17 protein-coding genes, 1 pseudogene and 1 riboswitch are annotated in these 20,249 nt (G+C 66.5%); of the genes and pseudogenes, 6 read left to right on the forward strand and 12 right to left on the reverse strand.

All coding sequences use genetic code 11. From position 1 onward, the window contains the following. Window positions 1-48: 48 nt before the first annotated feature. The 4 genes from ACSUZC_RS05220 to ACSUZC_RS05235 all read right to left on the reverse strand — a co-directional run bounded on the left by ACSUZC_RS05220 (window position 49) and on the right by ACSUZC_RS05235 (window position 4,795). On the reverse strand, window positions 49-1,692 hold the full coding sequence (locus ACSUZC_RS05220; protein ID WP_439031830.1) for a DUF222 domain-containing protein: 1,644 nt from the start codon (window positions 1,690-1,692) through the stop codon (window positions 49-51). A 120-nt stretch (window positions 1,693-1,812) separates the two neighbouring features. Then, a complete protein-coding gene (locus tag ACSUZC_RS05225; protein ID WP_439032996.1) occupies window positions 1,813-2,838 on the reverse strand; it encodes an ABC transporter substrate-binding protein in 1,026 nt (341 codons plus the stop codon). 50 nt (window positions 2,839-2,888) lie between these two features. Continuing rightward, window positions 2,889-3,719 carry an ABC transporter ATP-binding protein gene (locus ACSUZC_RS05230; protein ID WP_439031831.1) on the reverse strand — a complete coding sequence of 277 codons (831 nt, stop codon included), beginning with the start codon at window positions 3,717-3,719 and terminating at the stop codon, window positions 2,889-2,891. Next, entirely contained in the window at window positions 3,716-4,795 is a 1,080-nt protein-coding gene (locus ACSUZC_RS05235) for a FecCD family ABC transporter permease (RefSeq protein ID WP_439031832.1), read from the reverse strand. Before ACSUZC_RS05235 ends, ACSUZC_RS05230 begins: the two co-directional genes overlap by 4 nt. A 48-nt stretch (window positions 4,796-4,843) precedes the next feature. Continuing rightward, a riboswitch (cobalamin riboswitch) is annotated at window positions 4,844-5,025 on the reverse strand. Between the two features lie 120 nt (window positions 5,026-5,145). On the opposite strand from ACSUZC_RS05235, the gene ACSUZC_RS05240 reads away from it, so the two are divergent. From ACSUZC_RS05240 to ACSUZC_RS05260, 5 genes and pseudogenes are all read left to right on the forward strand, one after another. Beyond that, window positions 5,146-6,099, forward strand: coding sequence for an L-lactate dehydrogenase (locus tag ACSUZC_RS05240; protein WP_439031833.1), 954 nt, complete (start codon window positions 5,146-5,148; stop codon window positions 6,097-6,099). A gap of 211 nt (window positions 6,100-6,310) precedes the next feature. Further along, window positions 6,311-6,583: an excalibur calcium-binding domain-containing protein gene (locus tag ACSUZC_RS05245; RefSeq protein WP_439031834.1), complete on the forward strand. Its 273-nt coding sequence runs from the start codon at window positions 6,311-6,313 to the stop codon at window positions 6,581-6,583. A gap of 74 nt (window positions 6,584-6,657) precedes the next feature. Beyond that, complete coding sequence (locus tag ACSUZC_RS05250; RefSeq protein WP_439031835.1) at window positions 6,658-7,356, forward strand: YoaK family protein; 699 nt, start codon at window positions 6,658-6,660, stop codon at window positions 7,354-7,356. A gap of 10 nt (window positions 7,357-7,366) precedes the next feature. Then, window positions 7,367-8,197, forward strand: a complete 831-nt coding sequence (locus ACSUZC_RS05255) for a DUF2786 domain-containing protein (protein ID WP_439031836.1) — start codon at window positions 7,367-7,369, stop codon at window positions 8,195-8,197. A gap of 115 nt (window positions 8,198-8,312) precedes the next feature. Continuing rightward, window positions 8,313-9,200, forward strand: a pseudogene (locus ACSUZC_RS05260) (LysR family transcriptional regulator); the annotation flags it as partial. 87 nt (window positions 9,201-9,287) lie between these two features. Here ACSUZC_RS05260 and ACSUZC_RS05265 read toward each other — a convergent pair. The 6 genes from ACSUZC_RS05265 to ACSUZC_RS05290 all read right to left on the reverse strand — a co-directional run bounded on the left by ACSUZC_RS05265 (window position 9,288) and on the right by ACSUZC_RS05290 (window position 15,574). Further along, window positions 9,288-10,016 carry a carbohydrate ABC transporter permease gene (locus ACSUZC_RS05265; RefSeq protein WP_439032997.1) on the reverse strand — a complete coding sequence of 243 codons (729 nt, stop codon included), beginning with the start codon at window positions 10,014-10,016 and terminating at the stop codon, window positions 9,288-9,290. A gap of 133 nt (window positions 10,017-10,149) precedes the next feature. Next, a complete protein-coding gene (locus tag ACSUZC_RS05270; protein ID WP_439031837.1) occupies window positions 10,150-11,124 on the reverse strand; it encodes a carbohydrate ABC transporter permease in 975 nt (324 codons plus the stop codon). Window position 11,125: 1 nt separating this feature from the next. Next, window positions 11,126-11,983: a metallophosphoesterase gene (locus ACSUZC_RS05275; protein ID WP_439031838.1), complete on the reverse strand. Its 858-nt coding sequence runs from the start codon at window positions 11,981-11,983 to the stop codon at window positions 11,126-11,128. Continuing rightward, window positions 11,980-13,362, reverse strand: coding sequence for an ABC transporter substrate-binding protein (locus tag ACSUZC_RS05280; RefSeq protein ID WP_439031839.1), 1,383 nt, complete (start codon window positions 13,360-13,362; stop codon window positions 11,980-11,982). Before ACSUZC_RS05280 ends, ACSUZC_RS05275 begins: the two co-directional genes overlap by 4 nt. Continuing rightward, on the reverse strand, window positions 13,359-14,486 hold the full coding sequence (locus tag ACSUZC_RS05285) for an ABC transporter ATP-binding protein (protein WP_439031840.1): 1,128 nt from the start codon (window positions 14,484-14,486) through the stop codon (window positions 13,359-13,361). Before ACSUZC_RS05285 ends, ACSUZC_RS05280 begins: the two co-directional genes overlap by 4 nt. A 185-nt stretch (window positions 14,487-14,671) precedes the next feature. Beyond that, entirely contained in the window at window positions 14,672-15,574 is a 903-nt protein-coding gene (locus tag ACSUZC_RS05290) for a hypothetical protein (protein ID WP_439031841.1), read from the reverse strand. A gap of 123 nt (window positions 15,575-15,697) precedes the next feature. Here ACSUZC_RS05290 and ACSUZC_RS05295 point away from each other — a divergent pair, with 123 nt between their 5' ends. Next, the gene (locus ACSUZC_RS05295; protein ID WP_439031842.1) at window positions 15,698-16,216 is read left to right on the forward strand and encodes a TIGR04338 family metallohydrolase; all 519 of its coding nucleotides are present in this window, start codon (window positions 15,698-15,700) and stop codon (window positions 16,214-16,216) included. A 274-nt stretch (window positions 16,217-16,490) separates the two neighbouring features. On the opposite strand, the gene ACSUZC_RS05300 is transcribed toward ACSUZC_RS05295, so the two are convergent. Further along, window positions 16,491-18,104 carry a purine-cytosine permease family protein gene (locus tag ACSUZC_RS05300; protein ID WP_439031843.1) on the reverse strand — a complete coding sequence of 538 codons (1,614 nt, stop codon included), beginning with the start codon at window positions 18,102-18,104 and terminating at the stop codon, window positions 16,491-16,493. Window positions 18,105-18,221: 117 nt separating this feature from the next. Then, on the reverse strand, window positions 18,222-20,234 hold the full coding sequence (locus tag ACSUZC_RS05305) for a hydantoinase B/oxoprolinase family protein (RefSeq protein ID WP_439031844.1): 2,013 nt from the start codon (window positions 20,232-20,234) through the stop codon (window positions 18,222-18,224). Window positions 20,235-20,249 lie beyond the last annotated feature (15 nt).

Raw genomic sequence — 20,249 nt, forward strand, 5'->3', positions numbered from 1 at the left:
GTGAACCTAGGATCGGCTCCGGTGGACGGTTCGGATTCGGGGCGCTGGTCAGTGGGTGGCGAGTAGCCACATGAGGTGTGCTTCGACGAGGGAGGGGCGCGGTGTCGGTCGGCCGGGCTGGGCTGGTCGGACGTCGACGACGTGGCTGATGTCCAGACGCAACTCATCTGGACGCGACTGATCTGGACCCGACTGATCTGGGCGTGGCTGTGTGCCGGGCCGGGTTGGTGGTCCGTGGATCTCGTTGCGCACGGTGTTCAGATGTTGCGCGAACCGTTTCGGTATGTCGGGTCGGCGGTTGAGGCGGTCGGAGTTGGGTGGTGCGCCGGGTTCGCTGTTCAGTCGCCAGATGCAGCGGCCTTCGTCGGGGCCGTCGCGGACCACCCAGGTGGTGTACTGGCCGGGTTGATCGCCGACCATGCGGTTGTGTCGTGGGCAGGCGGGGGCGAGGTCGTCGATGTCGGTGAGCCCGCCTGTGGTCCAATCCTGGTGGGCGTGGTGGATCTCGACCTGGGTGGCGGGTTGATCGCATCCGGGTGCCGAGCAGACCTCGCCGTCGGGTCGCGCGAAGGAGGTGAGGCGTTGTTCGCGTGTGGCGAGGCGCTTTCCGCGCCCGAAGTACAGCGGAACAGCTGTGGAATCCTTGAACACCGCCAACCAGGGTTGGGCGTCGGCGGCCATCGCGATGACGTCGGCGATGGGTAGCAGGGTGCCGGTCGCGGTGATGGCGAGCCCGGCTTCGCGGATGAGGTCGCCCAGGTCGGCTTTGATGATCACCTGTACGGGTAGGCCGCGATGGGATTTTCCGAGCAGTCCGTCTTCGAGGACAGCCTTGAGGAGCGCGTTGAGCGCGTCGTTGTTGATCTGTGCGGGGGTGCGGTCGTCTCGGTCGGCTGCGGCAGCCAGGGTGGTGGGGTCGGCGTCTTCGAATGACCCTGTGGGCGAGTTCGGGTCGTCGGGGTTGTTCATGCCGGGTTTGGCCCAGACGGCGAGCAGCATGGTGACGCGGGCAGCCAACTCGGGGGTGAGGGTGCCGGTGAGTTTGGCGGTGCCGTCGGCGCGTTGCCGGTTGACCCACAGGTTGCGCCGTCGCTTCCGTTCGGTGTCGTCGACGAGGGTGCCGTCGGGGTCGAGGTGGGCGAGCAGCCGCGCACCGAGTTGGGTGATGTCGGCGGGGGTGTGAGCTTCGGCGATCTCGGTCATCTGTCGTTCGGCGGCGACTGTGACGTCGTGGTCGACGGCGTGGGGGATCTGGTCGAGGACGTCGGTGACGGCACGCACGTGGGCGGTACCGACGCGACCGTCGGCCAATGCTGAAGCGAGGGTGGGGTGTTCGGGTGGGAGTGATTCGCCGGTGTGGGTGTGGTGGGTGGCGGTGGCGTGGCGTTGGTTGTTGCGGCGCATCGGGTCGGAGACGCGCAGGCGGTGGGTCATGAACGCGGTGATGCTGCGGTGCCCGGTGCGATGTGGCAGGTCGCGGTCGGCGATGGTGACGAGCTGTCGGTCGCCGGCGTAGGTGAGTCGGGCGATGGCCTTTTCGGTGTCCGCGGCAACGTCTACGAGTTCGGTGTCCGAGCACGGGCCGAGGTCGATGGTCTGTAATTCGTCGATGAGCTGATGCAGTTCGGCGACGAGTTCGACCGCCCGGGACGTAGGCATGCCGCCTTCGGCGACGTGCGTGGTGCCGGCCATGACGGTCACCTCCCCCGAGAGCCGCTGGTGCGAATGTACTTTCGAGTCTACACATGACATGGGCTCACGGGGAAGGCGAAACAGCTGTTGCGCTGTCGGTTCCGGTTCTGACACCCGGGTTCACTCCAACCAGTTGTTGCCTCCGAGGTCCAGTTGCACGACGTCGAGCGTCGGGGAGATCCCGGATTCCGGTGCGAGGCCGTGGTTCTCGAGAACGTTGCGCATGATCTCTGCGGCGTCGATGTTGAGTGGGCTGGACACCCACATCGCGTACGGCAGGTTGACGAACCGGTTCTCGCGCACCGCTTTCAGGTTTCGGCTCGCGGGATTGGTGCGTAGGGCCTCGATCTTCTGCTCGACCGTCTGACCGGGGTAGTCGACGAAGACGATGAGGTCGGGGTCGGCCGTGGTGAGCCGTTCCCAGCTGACGGCCGTCCAGGTGTCCTCGATGTCCCCGGTCGCATTGCGCCCCCCGGCCGCGTCGATGATGCCCTGCGGGCCGCCGAACGATCCCGACGAGAAGATGGTGTCGGACACGCTGTCGAAGACGAAGACCGTGGGCTTGTCGGCGGGTTGCGGTGCGTCACGGAGCTTTGTGAGGCGCTCGGCGATGTCGTCGGCTGCTTCGGCGCCTTGCTCGGGGTCGCCGGTGATGGTGCCGATGTTGCGGAGGTCGGTGTCGAGCGCGACCCACGGGTCCATGGTGCCGCGCCGGGTCTCTCCCTCCACCTGCCGGCAGGCCTCGGAGAGTTGATAGACGTCGATTCCGTGGGTGGCGAGTATCTCCGGGGTGATGCCGCGGGATTCGCTCATGCCGTAGTTGTATCCGGCGTAGAGGACCTCGGGTTTGGCGCCGACGATGTTCTCCAGGGACGGTGATTCCGGGGCGACCTCGTTGAGGCCGTCGACCTGCGATCCGTACTCGAGCCGCAGCACGTCCTTGTCACGAGCGAGTGCGCTGACCGCTACCATCTTGTCCCGGGCCCCGGCGGCCAGGGCGATGGCGATCATGCCGCCGTCGTTGACGAACAGACGGTTCAGGGGTTGCGGGAAGGCGACCTCCGATCCGCAATTGGTCACCGTGACCGTGTCTTTCGACGCCGCTCCGGTGTCGGTGCCGCACGCGGCGGTCGTGCCGAGGGTCATCGCGGTGACGGCGAGGGCGAGGGCGGGGCGGATGCGGGTCGAACGAATGGTCACGGGATGTCCTCGGTGAGTGTCTGCGTGCAAGGGGTCGGGGGAGAGGTGAGCAGGAGATGGGGTGAGCCGGTGGCGGGATGGTCGACGACGGTGCCGGAGACCTCGAAGACGGATGCGAGGAGTTCGGTGGTCAGCACGTCGACCGGACGGCCGTGCGCGATGAGTCGCCCGTCGGAAACGACTGCGACGGAATCGAAGTGACGGAGGGTGAGGTCGAGGTCGTGCATCGCGGCGACGACGGTCGATTCCAGGTCGTCGAGAACCTGCATCAATCGCAACCGCCATGCCGCGTCGAGATGATTGGTCGGTTCGTCGAGAACCAGGATCGGTGTCTGTTGGGCGAGCGCGCGCGCGAGCACGACCCGATGGCGTTCCCCGCCCGACAGGTGCGTGCACGACCTGTTCTCCCAGCCGTCGAGGCCCACCTTCGTCATGGCGGCCCGCACGATCGCGGCATCGTCGAAACCCCCGGTCGCCCAGGCTGATCGGTAGGGGGTACGGCCCAGCCCCACGGCCTCGGTGACGGTGAGCTCGGCGGAGGGTTGCTCCTCCTGGCCGACGACGGCGATGGACTGTGCGCGGCGTCGAGGCGGCATCTGTCGCAGATCGGTGCCGTCGACCAGTACGGTGCCTGCGGCCGGATGCTGCAGACCGCACAGGGTTCGCAGCAGGGTGCTCTTGCCCGCACCGTTGGGTCCGACGATGGCGAGTCTCGTGCCCGCGGGGACGTCGAGGTCCACCTGCTCGAGGACGGTGCGGTTTCCGCGTCGGCACGCGAGGTCGTCGGCGCGCAGGGCCACCGCCCGCGTGCGACCGTCGCCCGTCATGAGCCACCTCCGAACACGTATTGGCGTCGCCCCATTAGGAACAGGAAGATCGGCGCGCCGATCAAACCGGTGACGATGCCCAGCGGCATCTCCCGAGGCGCGGCGGCCACGCGTGAGATCACGTCGACCCACACCAGGAACAGCGCACCTCCGCAGACGGCGACGGGCAGCATGGCGCGGTGTGTGGCGCCGACCATCAATCGGGCCGCGTGCGGGACGATGAGACCTACGAATCCGATGCCGCCCGCGACGGCGACCAGCACCCCGACCAGTACGCCCTGAATCCCGAAGAGCGCGTTGCGCATCGCGCGTACGGGAACACCCAGGGACGTCGCGGTGTCCGTGCCCGCGGCATAGGCGTCGAGCCACGAGTGGATGGCCAGCATCGCCAGAACGGTCACGACCACGACGACGCCGGCGATCTGGACCTTGGCCCACGTGGCGCCGGCCACGCTGCCGAGCATCCAGAACATCACGTTGTCGGCGGCGTGCGGATCGGCGGCGGTGAACACGAGCAGCGACGACAACGCCATGAACGCCGAGGAGAGCACGACGCCGGACAGGATGAGCCGCAGTGCGGTGAGGCCGCCCTGGGCGCGGGCCACGGCATACACCGTGGCCGATGCGGCGAGCGCGCCGAGCAGCGCGCCGCCGGACAGCGACCACACCCCGAGGCCGGCGAGGATGCCGAGGGTCATCACCGCGGTCGCCCCGACCGCGGCGCCCGCGGACACACCCAGCAGATAGGGCTCGGCCAGGGGATTGCGGACCAGGGCCTGCATCAGGGCGCCGGCGAGTGCGAGTCCGGCTCCGACGATCGCGGCCAGGACCGATCGGGGCAGCCTCAGGTCCCAGATGATCACCGCGTGCGCGGAGTCGATGTCGCCACCGGCCAGGCGGCCGACGACGGTGTGCCACACGTCGCCGACGGGGATGGGTTCGGCGCCGAACGCGGTGGCGAGCACGATGCTGATGAGTGTGAGGGCGAGCAATACGACGGAGAGCGGCGTCGACGGGAGTCGCCGCGCCGAGGGGGCGACGGCGATCTCGGTCGTGCCGTCGGGAGGACGGGACACGTGGTGGTACTGCCTATCGGTCTGGGTATCTGTGCGCGAGATACACGTTGGACTCGGGCGAGATCGGCAGGTATTCGGACTCGGGTTCGACCGGCTCCGACGCCTTCCCGGGTTGCCCCAGTGGCTCTGTGTCGGATCCGTCCCCCATACCGCTGCGCGCCAGTCCTGGATTCCCACCAGGTTCCCTGGCACCCACGTCTGCAGGTGCGACCGTTCTCGCCAGGTCAACCTACCAACACCGGCGGCGACGGTGAACACCGTGGTGGCGAGGTGACCAGGACAGGGGTTGTGCCGAGCACCTAGGGTGGTTTGGGGGACGACCGATGGACCGACGGCGAAACGGTGAACCGATGGATGTACGAGACACGAAACTGGCCATCATCGGAGCGGGGGCGGTGGGAACCGCGATCGCCTACTCCTCTCTCATCAGGGGCGTCGCGCGGACCATCGCGCTCCTCGACGTCAACAGTGCGAAGGTCACCGCCGAGGTGCTCGACATGTCCCATGGGCTCGAGTTCGTACCACGCGCGGACATCATCGGGTCCGACGATGTGTCGGTGTGCGCCGACGCCGACGTCGTCGTCTTCACCGCGGGTGCCAAACAGAGGCCGGGGCAGTCCAGGCTCGAACTGGCCGAGGCCACAATCGGATTGACGCGCGCCATCCTGCCCGGCGTCCTCGACGTCGCTCCCGACGCGATCTTCCTCATGGTGACCAATCCGGTCGATGTCGTCACCTACGCGGCGATGAAGATCAGCGGCCTGCCGCCGAATCGGGTGTTCGGCTCCGGCACCGTGCTCGATTCCTCGCGCCTGCGATTCCTCATCGCGCAGCACTGCGGAGTCGCGGTGCAGAGCGTGCACTCCTACATTGCGGGCGAACACGGTGACACCGAGATCCCGCTGTGGAGTTCGGCGACGATCGGCGGGGTCCCGCTCACGTCATGGACGCCGCTTCCCGGCCACCCGGCCCTGGACGCCGTTGCGCGCGAACGCATTCAGCACGAGGTGGTGCACGCCGCGTACAAGATCATCGAGGGCAAGGGTGCCACGAACTATGCGATCGGGCTCGCCGCGACCCGCATCGTCGAGGCGGTCCTCGACAACGAACACCGCGTGCTGCCCGTGTCGACCATGGCTTCCGGATTCGACGGGTTCGAGGATGTGTGTCTGTCCATGCCGACGGTTGTCGACCGCGGCGGAGCCCAGACCCGCCTCGACGTCCCGCTGTCGGAGTCCGAGCGCGCGGGACTGCTGGCGTCGGCGGAGACCCTGCGCGGCATGCAGGCGCGGTTCGGACTGTGAGGCCGACCGTGAGGCTACGCGGGGACGGTCGCCCGTGAGAATTTCGAGCTGACCGGCTACCACCCGCTCGAAGTCGGCGCCGACGTAGATGTCGACGTGTCCGTCGGCCGGACCAATCTTCGCGATGCATGCGCTTTTCGATGGCCTGACCCCGTAATGTCACCTCGTCACGATGAGGTGTCGGGGGACACACAGAAGAAGGTCAAGCACGATGCGTTGCTCGCGAAAGATGGTCCTCGGATTCCTGGCCGCGGCGTCCATGACGGTCGCCCCGCTGATGGTGGCGGCACCCGCCTCGGCGGCCACGGACTACGACAATTGCACGGCGCTGCGCGTCGACTACCCGCACGGTGTCGGCGAGACGGGCGCCGTCGACTCGACGTCGGGCACCCCGGTCACCACGTTCACCGTCGACGACGAGTTGTACGACGCCAATTCGGAGAGCGACCGCGACAAGGATGGCATCGCCTGCGAGAAGCACTGAGCGTGACCAGAGCCTGGTGACGTCACAGAGGTCGTGCACCTGCCAGGGGACACGCAGGCGTTAGATTCGTGCCCATGGCGGTCCGATTCGACAGATTCCTGAGCAGCACGCATCCGGACATCGCGATCGGTGCCGCGCTGCTCTTCGTGGCCGGACTGATCGACGCCATCGCGTTCTTCGTGCTCAAGGGCAGCTTCGTCGCCTTCATGTCGGGAAACTCCACCATCATGGGTGCCTCGGCGGCGACGGGCAGGTGGTCGACGATCGCTCTCGTCGCCGGACTCGTGGTTGCGTTCTTCGGTGGCGCCGCAAGCGGTGCGGCGATCAGTCGCTGGGGCGGCGCGCGCTCGCGGGTCTGGGTTCTCGTGGCGGTGACCGTCGCGCTTCTCGCCGGCACCGTGGTCGCGATCACCGCGTCGCCGACCGCCGGGATGATCGTCGTCGCGGCGGCCACCGGTGCGATCAACTCGGCGCTGTCGCATACGTCGACCGTGCAGGGCGGACTGACCTACGTCACCGGGACGCTGGTGAGATCCGCGCACGAGCTGGTCGCATCGCTGGGCACCGATCGGCCGTGGTCGTGGCTTGCGGTGTTCTGGATGTGGCCGGTGTTCGTGCTCGGCGCGGTGTGCGGCGGCTTCGCCGAACAACACTGGGGTGTCGCCGGATTGTGGGTCGGGGTCCTGATCGCGGTCGGCGCCCTGCTCCTGCGCGTCGCAGAGACGTCTCGAGGCGATTCGCGCTCAGATGGAACCGAACGGGCCGCTGGATAGTCTGAAACATATGCGCGACGACAAGCTGCTCACCCGGATCTCGGCCCTTCTGCGCCAAGCGGAGAACACCGACAACGAGCACGAGGCCGAGACCTTCATGCAAGCCGCTCAACGGCTGGCGACGGCGTCGTCGATCGACCTGGCCGTGGCTCGGGCGCATGATCCGGCGGCACGTAAGAAGGTCACGCCCATCAGCCGGCAGATCGCCATCGGGGAAGCCGGCAAACGCGGGTTGCGTACCTACGTGCAGCTCTTCGTCGCGATCTCGATGGCGAACGACGTGACCGTGGACGTCGCGAGCAACTCGACCTTCGTCCTCGCGTACGGGTACGAGGCCGACATCGACGCCTGTGAGGCGCTGTACACGTCGCTGATCGTGCAGATGGTCGCGGCGAGCGACGCGTACCTGCGGTCGGGTGCGTACAAGGGCGAGACATTCGCGCGGGTCGTCACCCGGGGGAGCGGGTGGCGCGCCCGGCGGGTGATCGAGGAGAAACCGCTGTCGCCGATCACCGCCCGCCTCAACTTCCAGTCGGCATTCGCCGAGCGAATCGGCAAGCGGCTCACCGAGGCACGGGACGCGGCCCGCGACGAGGCGCTCGCCGCCGACCGGGATGCCGGGGAACGATCGAGTGGCACCGCGATAGCGTTGCGCAACAAGGAACTCGAGGTGACCGACTTCTACCGGACGGAGTCGAGCGCGCGCGGCACCTGGCGTCCATCGAGCGCCTCGGCCGGCTACTCCGAGGCGGCGCGTCGGGCGGGGGATCATGCGGGACGGCGCGCGAAGATCGGCGCCGATCGTGAATTCGGCGGGGCACGAGGGGCTCTCGAGGGCTGAGGGGCATCACCTGAGTGTCGTCCCCGAGCATTCATGTGGTGTTCACGAGGTACTAGATGCCACCGCTAGCGTGGTCGGCGTTCAATCGTGGTGAACGCGACCTTCGGGGGAAACCGTGGAATTCAGGCACCTGGTGTCCTTTGTCGCGATCGCGGAGGAGCTCCACTTCGGTCGGGCCGCGGCGCGGCTCCATCTGACGCAACCGTCGTTGAGTGCCCAGTTGCAGAAGCTGGAGCGGACTGTAGGCGTCCAGCTCGTGGCACGAAACTCGCACGAGGTGCGGCTGACGTCGGCGGGTGTGGCCTTCGAAGAGCACGCCAGGCTCATCCTGCAGCAGCTGCAGAAGGCGGCCAGCAGTGCGAAGTCGACCGCCGAGGGCATCTCGGGTTCGCTGAATGTCGGGTACAACCTACCGGCCGATCATCATGTTCTACCGCGTGCCATGGCGAGGATGAGTGAGGCGTACCCCGACATCTCGGTCTCACTGTGGGAGAAACGGACCGGTCCGCAGCTCACGGCGTTGTCCGACGGCACGCTGGACCTCGCGCTCATGTACGGCCGGCCGCACACACACGAGTTTCGGTCGCGGAGGCTGATCGCGAACATCCCGATCGTGGCGATCGTCGGCCGCAGGCACAGGTGGGCAGGCCGTCCGGGGGTGCGGTTCGCCGAGCTCGCGTCCGAGCGCTGCCTGCTCTTCCAACGCGCCCAGACCCCGGCGATGTACGACTCGATCCTCGGCGCCGCGAACGACGCCGGGATCGAGATGACCATCGCGCAGAACGCAGACGATCCGGGTGCCACCGCGCACATGGTCTCGGTGAAAAACCTGGTCGGGTTCGCTTCGCTACCGCGTGCGGTCGTTGTCGGGCGCGGGGCCTCCGGCTCGGATCCGGTCGCGGTCAAGCTGTTCGACCCCGTTCCGGTCGTCGACCTGTACGCGGTGTGGCGCACCGACGACACCAGCCCTGCGCTCGTCAACTTTCTGGCCTGCCTTGAGTCCGATACCGACTCCAGGGCCCAACGCGTGCAGGGCCCGGCGAGCGACGAACAGCGTGCTCGACCCACATGGCTCCCGTCAGGTGTCGCACTACTTCAGTCCGGAACGCACGAACGCGTTCACGATATGTCGCTGCAAGGCGAGGTACAGAACGAACACGGGCAGACAAGTCATCCCGGCCAGCGCCATCATCGCGCCCCAGTTGGTGCCCTCGGCGGTCATGAAACTGCGCAGTCCGAGCTGCACGACCGAACTGGTGCGCTGTAGGACCACCGCCGGCCAGAAGTACTCGTTCCACGCGTTGATGAACAGCAACAGACCCAGCGCGACCAGTGCAGGCCGCAGATTGGGGACCACCACCGTCCACAGAATCGACCACGACGAGCGGCCGTCCATCTGGGCGGCCGCGACGAGTTCTTTGGGGAACGAGTCCATGTGCTGACGCAGCATGAGCACGGCCAGCGCCGAGCACAGCGTCGGCATCACCACGCCTGCGAGCGTGTTGAGGAGGCCGAGCTGTTGGAGCAGGACGTAATTCGGCAGCATGGTGACCTGGAACGGCACCAGCCAGGTACCGACGAACCCGAGGTACAGCAACCGTTTGAACGGGAACTCGAACATCGCGAACGCGTAGGCGGCGAGCAGTGCGATGAGCAATTGCGCCACCGTGGATCCGGTGGCGACGGCAAAAGTGTTGACCAGCAGCCGAACCACATCGGCCTGTGCCGCCGCATCTGCATAGTTCTGGACCGACAGCGGCCATGGCAACGGGGCCAGCGAGTACTGGTCGTCGGGGCGGCGAAACGACGTCGCGACCATCCAGTAGATGGGGAATCCGCAGCAGAAGGCGACCGTGGCCAGGGTGAGGTGACCGCGCACCGCCGCCCGGCGTGTCGGGACGGCAGGACCACGGGTGGTTGCGGCGCTCTGAGAAATCGAGGCGTCGTTCACCTCATCGGTTGTCATGGAAGGTCACTTTCTCGGCGAGGCGCATCAAGCCGGCGGCCAGCAGCCCGAACAGGACGAACGCCACCACCCCGACCGCCGCGCTCATACCGGCGTCGAAAGTCTGGAAACCGTACTCCCACAACAGGTAGTAGACGTTGGTGGTCGCGCCCGACGGACCGCCTTGCGTGAGTGTGTCGATCAGCGGGAACGTCCACTGGGCGCTCAGGATCACCGTCAGCAACGTGAGCAGGACGAGCGAGGGGGACAGCAGCGGCAACGTGATCCAGCGATCTATCTGGCTACGGGTCGCGCCGTCGACGCGTGCGGCCTCGTCATAATCGGGGCTGACATCGGCGATCCCGGCGGCCACGACGAGGACCGCGAACCCGACGACGTGCCAGCCGGTGATGACGATGACGGCGAGCTGCGCCGTGCGGGTGTCGTTGATCCAGTTCACGTCGAGACCGAGGGCGCGGTTGATCGCGCCGGCCTCCGGCTCGGCGAGCCACCGCCACGCGGCCGCCGATGCCACGGGTGCGACCAAGAACGGCGCGAAGATGATGGCCTGATACACGTTGCGCATCCGGCCGGTGACTCCACGGGCCGCGAAGGCGATCATGACCGGGAGGATCACCGAGAACGGCAGGAGCCCGAGTATCACCTCTCCGGTGCGCACCAGCGAGTCTCCGACTTCGGGTATCTCGGTGAGCCGACGGTAATTGTCCCCGCCGACGCCGACCATCTCGCTGGTGGGCAGCAGGTTCCACGAATGAAAGGACAACTGAACTGCCTGTGTCAGCGGCCGATAGGTCCAGACGACGAGCATCGCGATGGCCGGCAGCAGATACAGGTAGGGCAGGGTGAGGGACCGGATTCGTCGCCACCGCCGAGCACGGCCCTCGCCGGCCTCGATGGTCGGCGACGAGGGGGCCGGGACGATCATGTGCTGGGCCGCGACCTCCGGTTCGAGGACGAACACGTCACATCTCCTGACGTGCGAGGTCGCGGAGCCTGGCCAGCGTCTCGCTCTCCGACACGTCGTACACCGGTTCGCAGGGAGTCGCCTCGACTGCAGTCGCGACGACGGTACCGCCCACGACATCGACACGGCTGAACCCGAACCCGAGCACGCCGCGATGCCTGCCGATGGGAGCGAAGGTATCCAGACGGTAGGAGAGTGCGGGCCCGACCCACACCGGAATCCCGGCGAGGGAACCACTGCCGGTCAGGTGAGAATGTCCGCACACGATCATCTTCACGTCCGAGCCGAGGAGAACGTCACCGAGCCGGTCCGCATCTTGGAGACGAAGCCTGTCGATCGGCGGGATCGCCGACCTCAGTGGTGGGTGATGCAGCACGAGTACGGTGCTGCCGGCCGGCGCGGCGGTCGCCACCTGGTGACGTAACCAGGACAGTTGGTCGTCGGTGAGCCAACCCTCGTGACGGCCCGGTCGTGTGCTGTCCATGGTGATGACGCGGGTACCGGCGAGGAGGTGCACGGTGTCGTGCGGACGATCGGGATCACCGGCGTCATCGAAGAGTCCGACCCGGAAGTTCTCTCGCACATCGTGATTCCCCATGGCGTAGATCACCTCGGCATCGAGTGCGGCTGCTGCCGGTTCGACGAGTTCGCGCAAGCGCCGGTAGGCCCGGATGTCGCCGTCGTCGGTCAGATCACCGGACAGCAGCAACGCATCGACGTTCCTGCCCGATCCGACGACCTGCTCGAGTACGACCCGTACGTTGTGCGCGGTGTCCACGACGCCCCGGACCAATTCCCCGGGCGCCACGATATGGGTGTCGGTGAGTTGCACGATGGTGCAGGCAGGTGTGCTCATTGCGCCGGCATCAGGTTCGTCGACAAGCGCTGCGCCTCGCTCAGGGTCGCTTGGGGGTCGGCACCCTGATAGACGATCTTCTCCACCGCCGCCATCAGGTTTCCCTGGATCTGTTTGTAGCTGTTGCCCGGCATCGAGACCCAAGGGGTGAGACGTTGCAACTGTTCCAGATTCGGCTCGAGCAGATCTCGGTTCTCGTCGGCCCAGGCGGCGAGGTAGGCCGGGTCGTCGACCAGTCCCGTACGTAGCGGTAGATAACCGATGCCTTTGGCGATCGTGGTGAAGGCCTCGTTGCCGGTCAGATACTGGATCAGTTGCCACGCGGCGCGTTGCTTGACCGGATCTTTTGCGAATGTGTACAGGGCCACACCGGAATTCGTCGGTACCGTCGGACGAGCGCCGAAACCGGGCATCGGCGCGGCGCGCAGCTCCCACTTGCCGACCGCGCCCTTGAGGAACGTCGACTGCATCGAACTGCTCTCCAGGATCATGCCCATGTCGCCGCGCGTGAACGCCTCGTAGCCCTGTTGTTGGGTGTACGCTGGCGTGGCGCCGGTCTTGACGAGTTGCTGCGCCATCCCGGTGGCCTCGAGTGCGGCCGGGTCGGCGAACGACAGCGTGCTGCGATCATCCGAGATGACCTGTCCGCCCGCCGAACCCACCAGCGCCTGATAGCACCAGTCGGTTGCCGATTTCGTGAGGCAGTCGATGTAGACCCCGCCCTTGCCGGTCTTGGCGGCTATCACCGACGCGGCCGTCCGGACCTCATCCCATGTGCGGGGTGGCCGCTCCGGGTCCAGACCGGCACGGCGGAACAGATCCGCGTTGTAGTAGAAGACCGGCGTCGACATGACGAACGGGATACCGAAGGTGGTGTCGTCGGACACGGCGAGGTTCCGGACGCTGTCCGCATACGGGTGCTCGCCGCCGAATGCCTGCTCGATGGCGTCGGGGCCGAACAGAGTCGACAGGGGTTGGGCACCGAGCTGATCGACGACGAAGCCGAAGTCGCCGAACCCCAGCTGTGCGACGTCGGGCGGGCTGCCTGCGACCGACTGCTTCTGCACGCTGGAGATCGCATCGCGTGCGGGGTTGGGGCTGTTGCCCTGCGGCTTCTGTGCCTTCACGGTGATATTGGGGTACTTCTCGCCGAAGTCGGCGATGAGCGTGTTGAAGGTGTCCGTCCACGCGCCGGCAAGGCCGTAGTTGTAACTCTCGAAGACGATCGTCACCTTCTCGTCGGGGTCGAGTTCGGGCACTCGGGCCGACGAGTCTCCCTCCGATGACCCTCCCATGCTGCATGCGGACAACGCGACGAGCGCCGCGGTGCAGAGGGCCGTGGAGGCGCCGGCCCGGCGAGCGAAGTTCCTGCGTCTCATGACGGTGCTCCTTGGAGGCTCAGAGGGTTGTCGAGGGGACTGTGGGCGTCCGACCAGCGCAGACGGCGGCCGGAGGTCGAGTCGAAGAGGTGGATGTCGCCGACGGGGACTCCTACCCGGACCCGGTCACCGGACTGCATCCGACCGGGTCTGGCGATGCGCGCCTGCAGGGGGATGGTGCCCACGCGTAGGTGGACGATCTCGTCACTGCCGTGGTTCTCCACTGCGTGGACGAGGGCGTCGATGTCTCCGGCGGAGTCGAATCGGAGCTTTTCCGGTCTGATTCCCGCCGTGACCACCTGATCGACGTGGTCGGGTGGTGCGGCCAGGCCGAGCGGAATGTCGAGCCCGTCGGCGCGCAGGACGATCTCGCCGGCGCGGGCACTGGTGGTCGCGTCGAAAAGACACATGGGCGGTGCTCCGAGAAACGTTGCGACGAAGCTTGTCTCGGGATGGTCGTAGAGTTCGTCCGGAGTGCCGACCTGTTCGACCCTGCCGCGGTTGAGCAGGACGATACGCGTGGCCATCGACATGGCCTCGACCTGATCGTGTGTGACATAGAGGAAAGTCGATCCGATTCGGCGGTGCAGATCGATGAGTTCTGTCCTGGTCGCCGAACGCAATTGCGCGTCGAGATTGGACAGTGGTTCGTCCATCAGATACGCACCCGGTTCTTGAACCATGGCCCGCGCGAGTGCGACTCGCTGTCGCTGGCCGCCGGACAGATCCGAAGGTCGGCGTTCGAGGAGTTCATCGAGTTGAACCGTGTCGGCGATTCGGGTGACTCGGTCCGCGATGTCTGTGCGTCGCATTCGGCGGGCCCGGAGTGGAAACGCGATGTTCTTGGCGACCGTGAGGTGGGGATAGAGTGCGTAACTCTGAAAGACCATCGCCAGCCTGCGATCCCGGGGTGGGAGGCCGGTGACATCGCGGCCGTCGATGCGGATCGCACCGGCGCTCGGGTCGAGAAGCCCGGCGATCAGCCGCAGCAGCGTCGACTTGCCACAACCGCTGGGCCCGAGGAAGACGACGAACTCTCCATGGGCGATGTCGAGGTCGACGGCGTCGAGTGCGCGGGTCGAGCCGAACTGCATCGTCAGTCCACTCAGTTCGATCGAGCTCACCGGCGGAATACTCGCGGTTTCGGCGACCCGGTGCGGGTGCGGTGACTCGCGGATGACTGGTGACGGTTCATTCCGGTCCCTCTCACATGGCTCGACTTGCACAGCCAGTGTCAGCAGCCGGTGGCGCACTCAGGGGTTGGATAGGCGATGCCGATCGTGGGGTACCCGATTGTCGATCGCGGGGTTCAGGGTGTTCGGTCGTACCAGGCCACCGACGATGTCGGGGCGAACGGCGTCGGGGTGCCCGCCCAGTGCCGCACCCACCGACCGACGCGGCCCTCGTCGGTTGCGGCGGCGTGCACGACGATGGCGGTGACGACCAGGATCAGAGCGAACACGAACAGCCAACTGATGGCGACGAAGACGATACCGAGAGTGCCGTAACTGCGGATGGTGCCCGCGGCGAGTGCGGGCAGGCCGACGCGGCTGCCGGCCAGCAGCACCGTGATGAGGAGGCCGGTCCCGACCCCGTTGAGGACGAGCAACTTCATCGGAACCTGCGACGACACCAGGAGACGGGGGATGGCGGTGAACGTGGCCGACCAGATCACCAGGGTCACGACGAGAACGAGCACGATCCCGAGGACGCCGCGGTCTCCGATGCGCACACCGAACAGCGAGGTGGCCTGCAACCCGGTGGAAAGCCCTTGCGCGGTGACCGCGACGGGGATCAGGAAGACCACCACCACCCACCGCCAGAACGTACGCCACGGCAGTTTGGCGACGTCCCAGATCGACACATACATTCGGCCGAGGGCACGGGACAGGGAGGTGGCGCCGGCGATGGTCATCAGCGCACCGACGATCCCGAAGGTCGTGGCGGAGGTCGGGTCATCGACCCAGGTCGAGTCGAGCCGGCTGATCGGGATGCCCAGATCGGTCAGGGCGTCATCGACGACGTCGGTGCCCGGAAGGTTGAGCACGAGGATCACGATCGGGAGGATCGACGTGAACGCTTGTGCGGCCAGTGTCATCGACCGGTCGGTGATGTTGCCCCGAGCGATGTCGACGACGATGCGCAGAACCAGGGAAGCGCCGGGCAGTTGTAGTACCTTCTCACGGATTGCATCGATGTCAGGACGGCGCATGAACACTCCCATCGGCTCCGGGTTGAGCTTCGGCCCGCTCGCTTCGCTCCCGGCGCCGGGGTTGAATTTCGGCCCGCTCGCTTTGCTCCCGGCGCCGGGTCCGCTCTCATCATCGGCGAAGCCGTGAGTGACCGGGACACGGGGCGCGCCCGATTCTATGAGGCCGAGCACCTCGTGCACCGGCTCTTCGACAACGTCTCGTCGTCGCGGACCGTCCAGCTCGCCGGCACCGAGATCACGCTGCCGGCGGAGGCGAGGTTCGCCTCCATCGACGCCGTGGACGACTACGTGCGTCGGGTGCTCGAACTGCCCGCGGTGCGGTCGGGTTTCCCCCGGGCCGCGGAGCCGGTGTCGGTCCGCGAACGCCGCGGTCAGCGGTCGGCGCACTATGCCGCGAGAGTTCGCGCAGACGATGGCACCCAGGTCGAGGCGGAGATCGCCATACCGTCGTCGCGAGAGGGGCGGTGGGCGCTACGTGAGCTGGTGGTTCTGCACGAACTCGCGCACCACCTCGACGGCACGGCCGGACCCGCTCACGGCCGTGGCTTCGTGCTGACGCTCGTCGAACTCGTCGGACTCGTACTCGGGCCCGAGGCGGCTTTCGTCTATCGCGTCGTTCTCGCCGACTCAGGAGTGAGCTGAAGGTCCGCGATCCCTCTGCCGAGCGTGTCGACATGGTGCGCCGCGGGCGTCGAGAGAGGCTGCTGTCCCAGGGTTTCACACGCAAGCAGCATTCGGCGACGAGCGACCCCGGGACCTGGTCGTCGAGGACGCACGCGGATTTGGTCCGGCATCCCGAAGACGAGGATGGTCGCTGAGGTTCACGCCTCGGCGACGCACGGGTCTCGAACGACAAAGCCCACCACCGCAAACGGGCGGTGGCGGACTTGTCGACCGGTGATGGTGTGCGCGATTTCTACCCGGTCTTCGCCTCCCGATCTGCGGCGCGCTGGAACTCGAGATCGTCTGAGGCGCAGGCCAAGCAGATCGCCGCGTGGTCGGCGGACGGATCGCGGTCCATCTCGTAGGCGATGTAGCTGTCGTCGCAGCAGTGACAGCGGATGCGCGCCTCCCACATGTCGTCGACCTCATTCCGAGGGTCGTGGGGGCGTTGCATGGTGAACCAGCCTTCGCGCCGGAACTTGAGCGCCACAGCGTAGATGACGCCGGCGACGACGAAGGCGATGGGCGACGCCCACACCGCGCCGAAAGTACCGCCGAACAGGACGAGAGCGATGCCGATCACGGATGCGGCCGCCCAGGCACCGACGCCGGCCGGGTTGACCGCGGGCACGCGTCCCGGACGGAACTCCAGCGAATCGGCCGGGATCTTGCGCAGGCGCATCCAGCCGATGTGGGTCAGTGCGATCGCGACCCATCCGACGATGAGGACACCCTGGTACTGGAGCGAGGTGGTGATCCAGGACAGCACGTTCGTCAGCATCATCAGGTAGACGATCACGGCGACCACGCCCACCCAGAAGGTGCGGGGCATCGAGAACTTGACGGTGCGGGCGAAGAAGTTCTGGAAGTTCGTCGATGCCAGGTAGAAATTGCCGCTGTTGACGCGTGTCTGGCTGACGACGACCCACAGCAGACCCCAGATGCCCATCATGCCCACGATCCCGAGGATCGCCGACTCCTCCGAGAGTGGTCCGGCGATGGTGATGGTCTGGGCGAGGAACATGCCGACTGCCGCGTTGATCAGGAGCGTGACGACATAGAACGGGGTGCCGAAGGACACGCGTGCGTTGAAGGTCGCATCCTGCGGGCGGCCGAATCGCGCGTAGTCCCAGGCCATCATGGTGACGACCCAGACGCCCATGTAGATGACGAAGGCGTACCACCATCCGGGCACGCCGAGATCGGCCGCGGCCTCCGGCTCATAGGTGAGCCAGTCGTTGCTGTAACCGTATTCGGCGATCGCCCACACCACCGAGCCGATCAGTCCGACGACGTAGAGCGGCAGCAGTACCCCGTTGAGCCGGTCGAGCCAGGTGGCGACACCTCGCCACGCCAGCGGCGCCTGGTAGGCGACGACCACGAACGCCCAGAACGCGATCGGGAGACCGCCGAAGTAGGCATGCAGGGCCGACGCGACGATCGCACCCTCGGCCACCACGTAGTAGGCGATCGTGATCCCGAACAGGGCTGCGGCGAAAGCGGATCCGGCGCGACCGAACACGACGCGGGAGAACAGCGAGACGCTGGTTCCGGTCTGGTTGGCGAACTTGGCTGCGACGGAGTTGATGGCGCCGTAGGCCACCACGGAAAGCCCGATGCCGATGAGGGCGTCGGTGGCTCCCACCGAGAGTGAGACGGTGGCGCCGACGACCACGAAGAACATCGCGCTCATCAGGCCGAACCAGGCCATCGACACCGACGACCGCGACGTCCGCCAGGAGTTGGGCACGATGTGCATGGAGTAGTCCTCGGCTGCGGCGCGTGCCAGGACCTGGGGATCGTCGGTGTACGTGACGTCCAGGGGCGGAACTCCGCCCGCCCTGGAGGATGAGATGTCGAGAGTCATTGCATTCCTTGAGGTTCGAGTGGTTTCGGGTCAAAGCGGAGCAGCGGCGGGTGAATGGCGTCGTCGCCATCACCCGCCGCTGGGTGTTCGTACGAATCGGGTCCCGGAGTCGGGACGTCAGACGATCGCCGGTTCCGACACCGTCAAGGTGCCCGGGACGAAGTCGATGCCGGGGTCGTCGGTCCAGTGGACGACGGTGCGCCGCTGCAACATCTGCCGGAACTGTGCCGTCGTGTTGGTCAGCACTTCACCGCTGCCCCAGTCGAGGATCACGCCGTACTGACGGACACAGTCCATCTCGTTGATCAGACCGGAGCGATACTCCGCGGAAACCGCTTCCGGGTCGCGTTCGATCCACGCGTGCCGATTGCTGCGGATGTACTCACGCGCACCGATGGTGGCTTCGAGATCGACCTCGTAGGAGAAGATCTCGGGGTCGATCTCCTTGATGACCACGCCGTAGTCCTTCTCCGCGCGAGCAATCGAGACGTAGCCGTCGATGACGTCCTCCAGTACCGCGTCGACGTCCCGTTGGAGCGGGTCACCGAGGCCGCCGCCCCCGGCCGACGGGCGGGTGAACTCGTCTCCCGACTTGATGGGAACCGCGGCGAAGATCGAGCCGAGATATTGCTCGTCCTCGGTGCCCTTGTTGAGCCAGACGCCGTGGGGGATCGACGGCAGGCCGCCCCACAGACCCCAGGTGACCGACCGTTCGCGGTCACAGCAGTAGGACATGACGGTGTTGTCGCTGGCCCACAGCTTTCCGCCCTTCTCGGCGCCGAGGCCGCCCCGGAACTTGCCGGGCCCGCCGGAGTCGGGCACCAGGTCGTGACACGAGGTGAGAACCGGGGCCAGGCGCTCCTGCCCTTCGAAAGGTTGTGTGCCGTACTGGACACCGAAGACGGCGGCGGATGCGTTGTAACCGTCGGCGCCGTTGCGGCCGCCCCAGCCGCCCATCATCCAGTCGTACCACATGAAATTCGGATTGCCTTCTCCGCGTTGATCTCGACCACCCACCAGGAGGTACTCCAGGTTGAACGTGCATGCCATCGCGCGCTCGGGCTGGATGTCCGACCAGATCTCGAAGACCGAACTCATGATCTTCTCGAACGGGCCCGAGCAGAAGCCGGCACACGGCGACGGCCAATCGGCGTTGACGACCGATCCGAGCGGCCCGAGGTCCGCGGTCACGACGCGGTAGAACCCGGAATTCAACGGGATGTCGGGAAACTGCATTTTCGTACCGGCGACGATGCCGGCGAACGACCCGCCGAATCCGGCGTTGAGCATCGACGAGATCGAGGCGTGCGACTCGCTGAGGTCGTAGTGCACGGTGTCTCCGGAGATGGTCATCCGTGTCTTGATCGGGATGAGACCCTCGCCGCGTGCCGGGTCCTGGTCGATGTAATCCTCGGTGTACCAGACACCGTCGGGGAGCTCGGAGATCTTGGCGCGGGTGAGATCCTCGACATAGTCCTGCACTTCGGCCATCGCCGTCTTGATGGTCTCGACGCCGTACTTGTCGCACAGGCGCTGGATCTCGCGCTCGGCGACGCGAGTTGCCTCGGCCTGCGCCTGCATGTCGCCGATGATGTCGCGCGGGTTGCGGGTGTTCTTTGCGATGAGGTACGCGACGTCTTCGAGGAACTGGTCCTTGCTCCACAGTCGGGTCGGCGGGATCCGAAGCCCCTCACCCATGTGATCGAGTGCCTTGACGTTGAACGAGCCGGGAGTGGCACCGCCGACGTCGGCCCAGTGCCCGTTGGCCTGTGCGTACCCGAGCAGCTCACCGTCGTAGTAGATGGGCCGGATGATGCGGGTGTCGTTGAAGTGGCTGCCTCCCTCGTAGACATCGTTGATGACGAAGACGTCGCCGGGGTGGATGTCGCCCTCGAACTGCCGGATGACCGCCTTGGCGGTGTAGTGCAGGGTTCCGACGTGGGCGGCGATGTCGCCGGTGCCCTGCATGACCGTGTTGCCCTCGGTGTCGCAGAGGGCCGAGGAGAAGTCACGGGAATAGATGACGAACGAGTAGCAGGTCCGGAGGATCTGTTCGGCCATCTGGTCGACGGTGTTGATGAAGGCGTTCTTCAGCACCTCGAAGGTGACCGGATCGAGTGTTGTTGCCATGGTGGGGTTTTCCTG

The organism is Gordonia terrae (assembly GCF_051789125.1).
GTDB classification, from domain to species: domain Bacteria; phylum Actinomycetota; class Actinomycetes; order Mycobacteriales; family Mycobacteriaceae; genus Gordonia; species Gordonia terrae_A.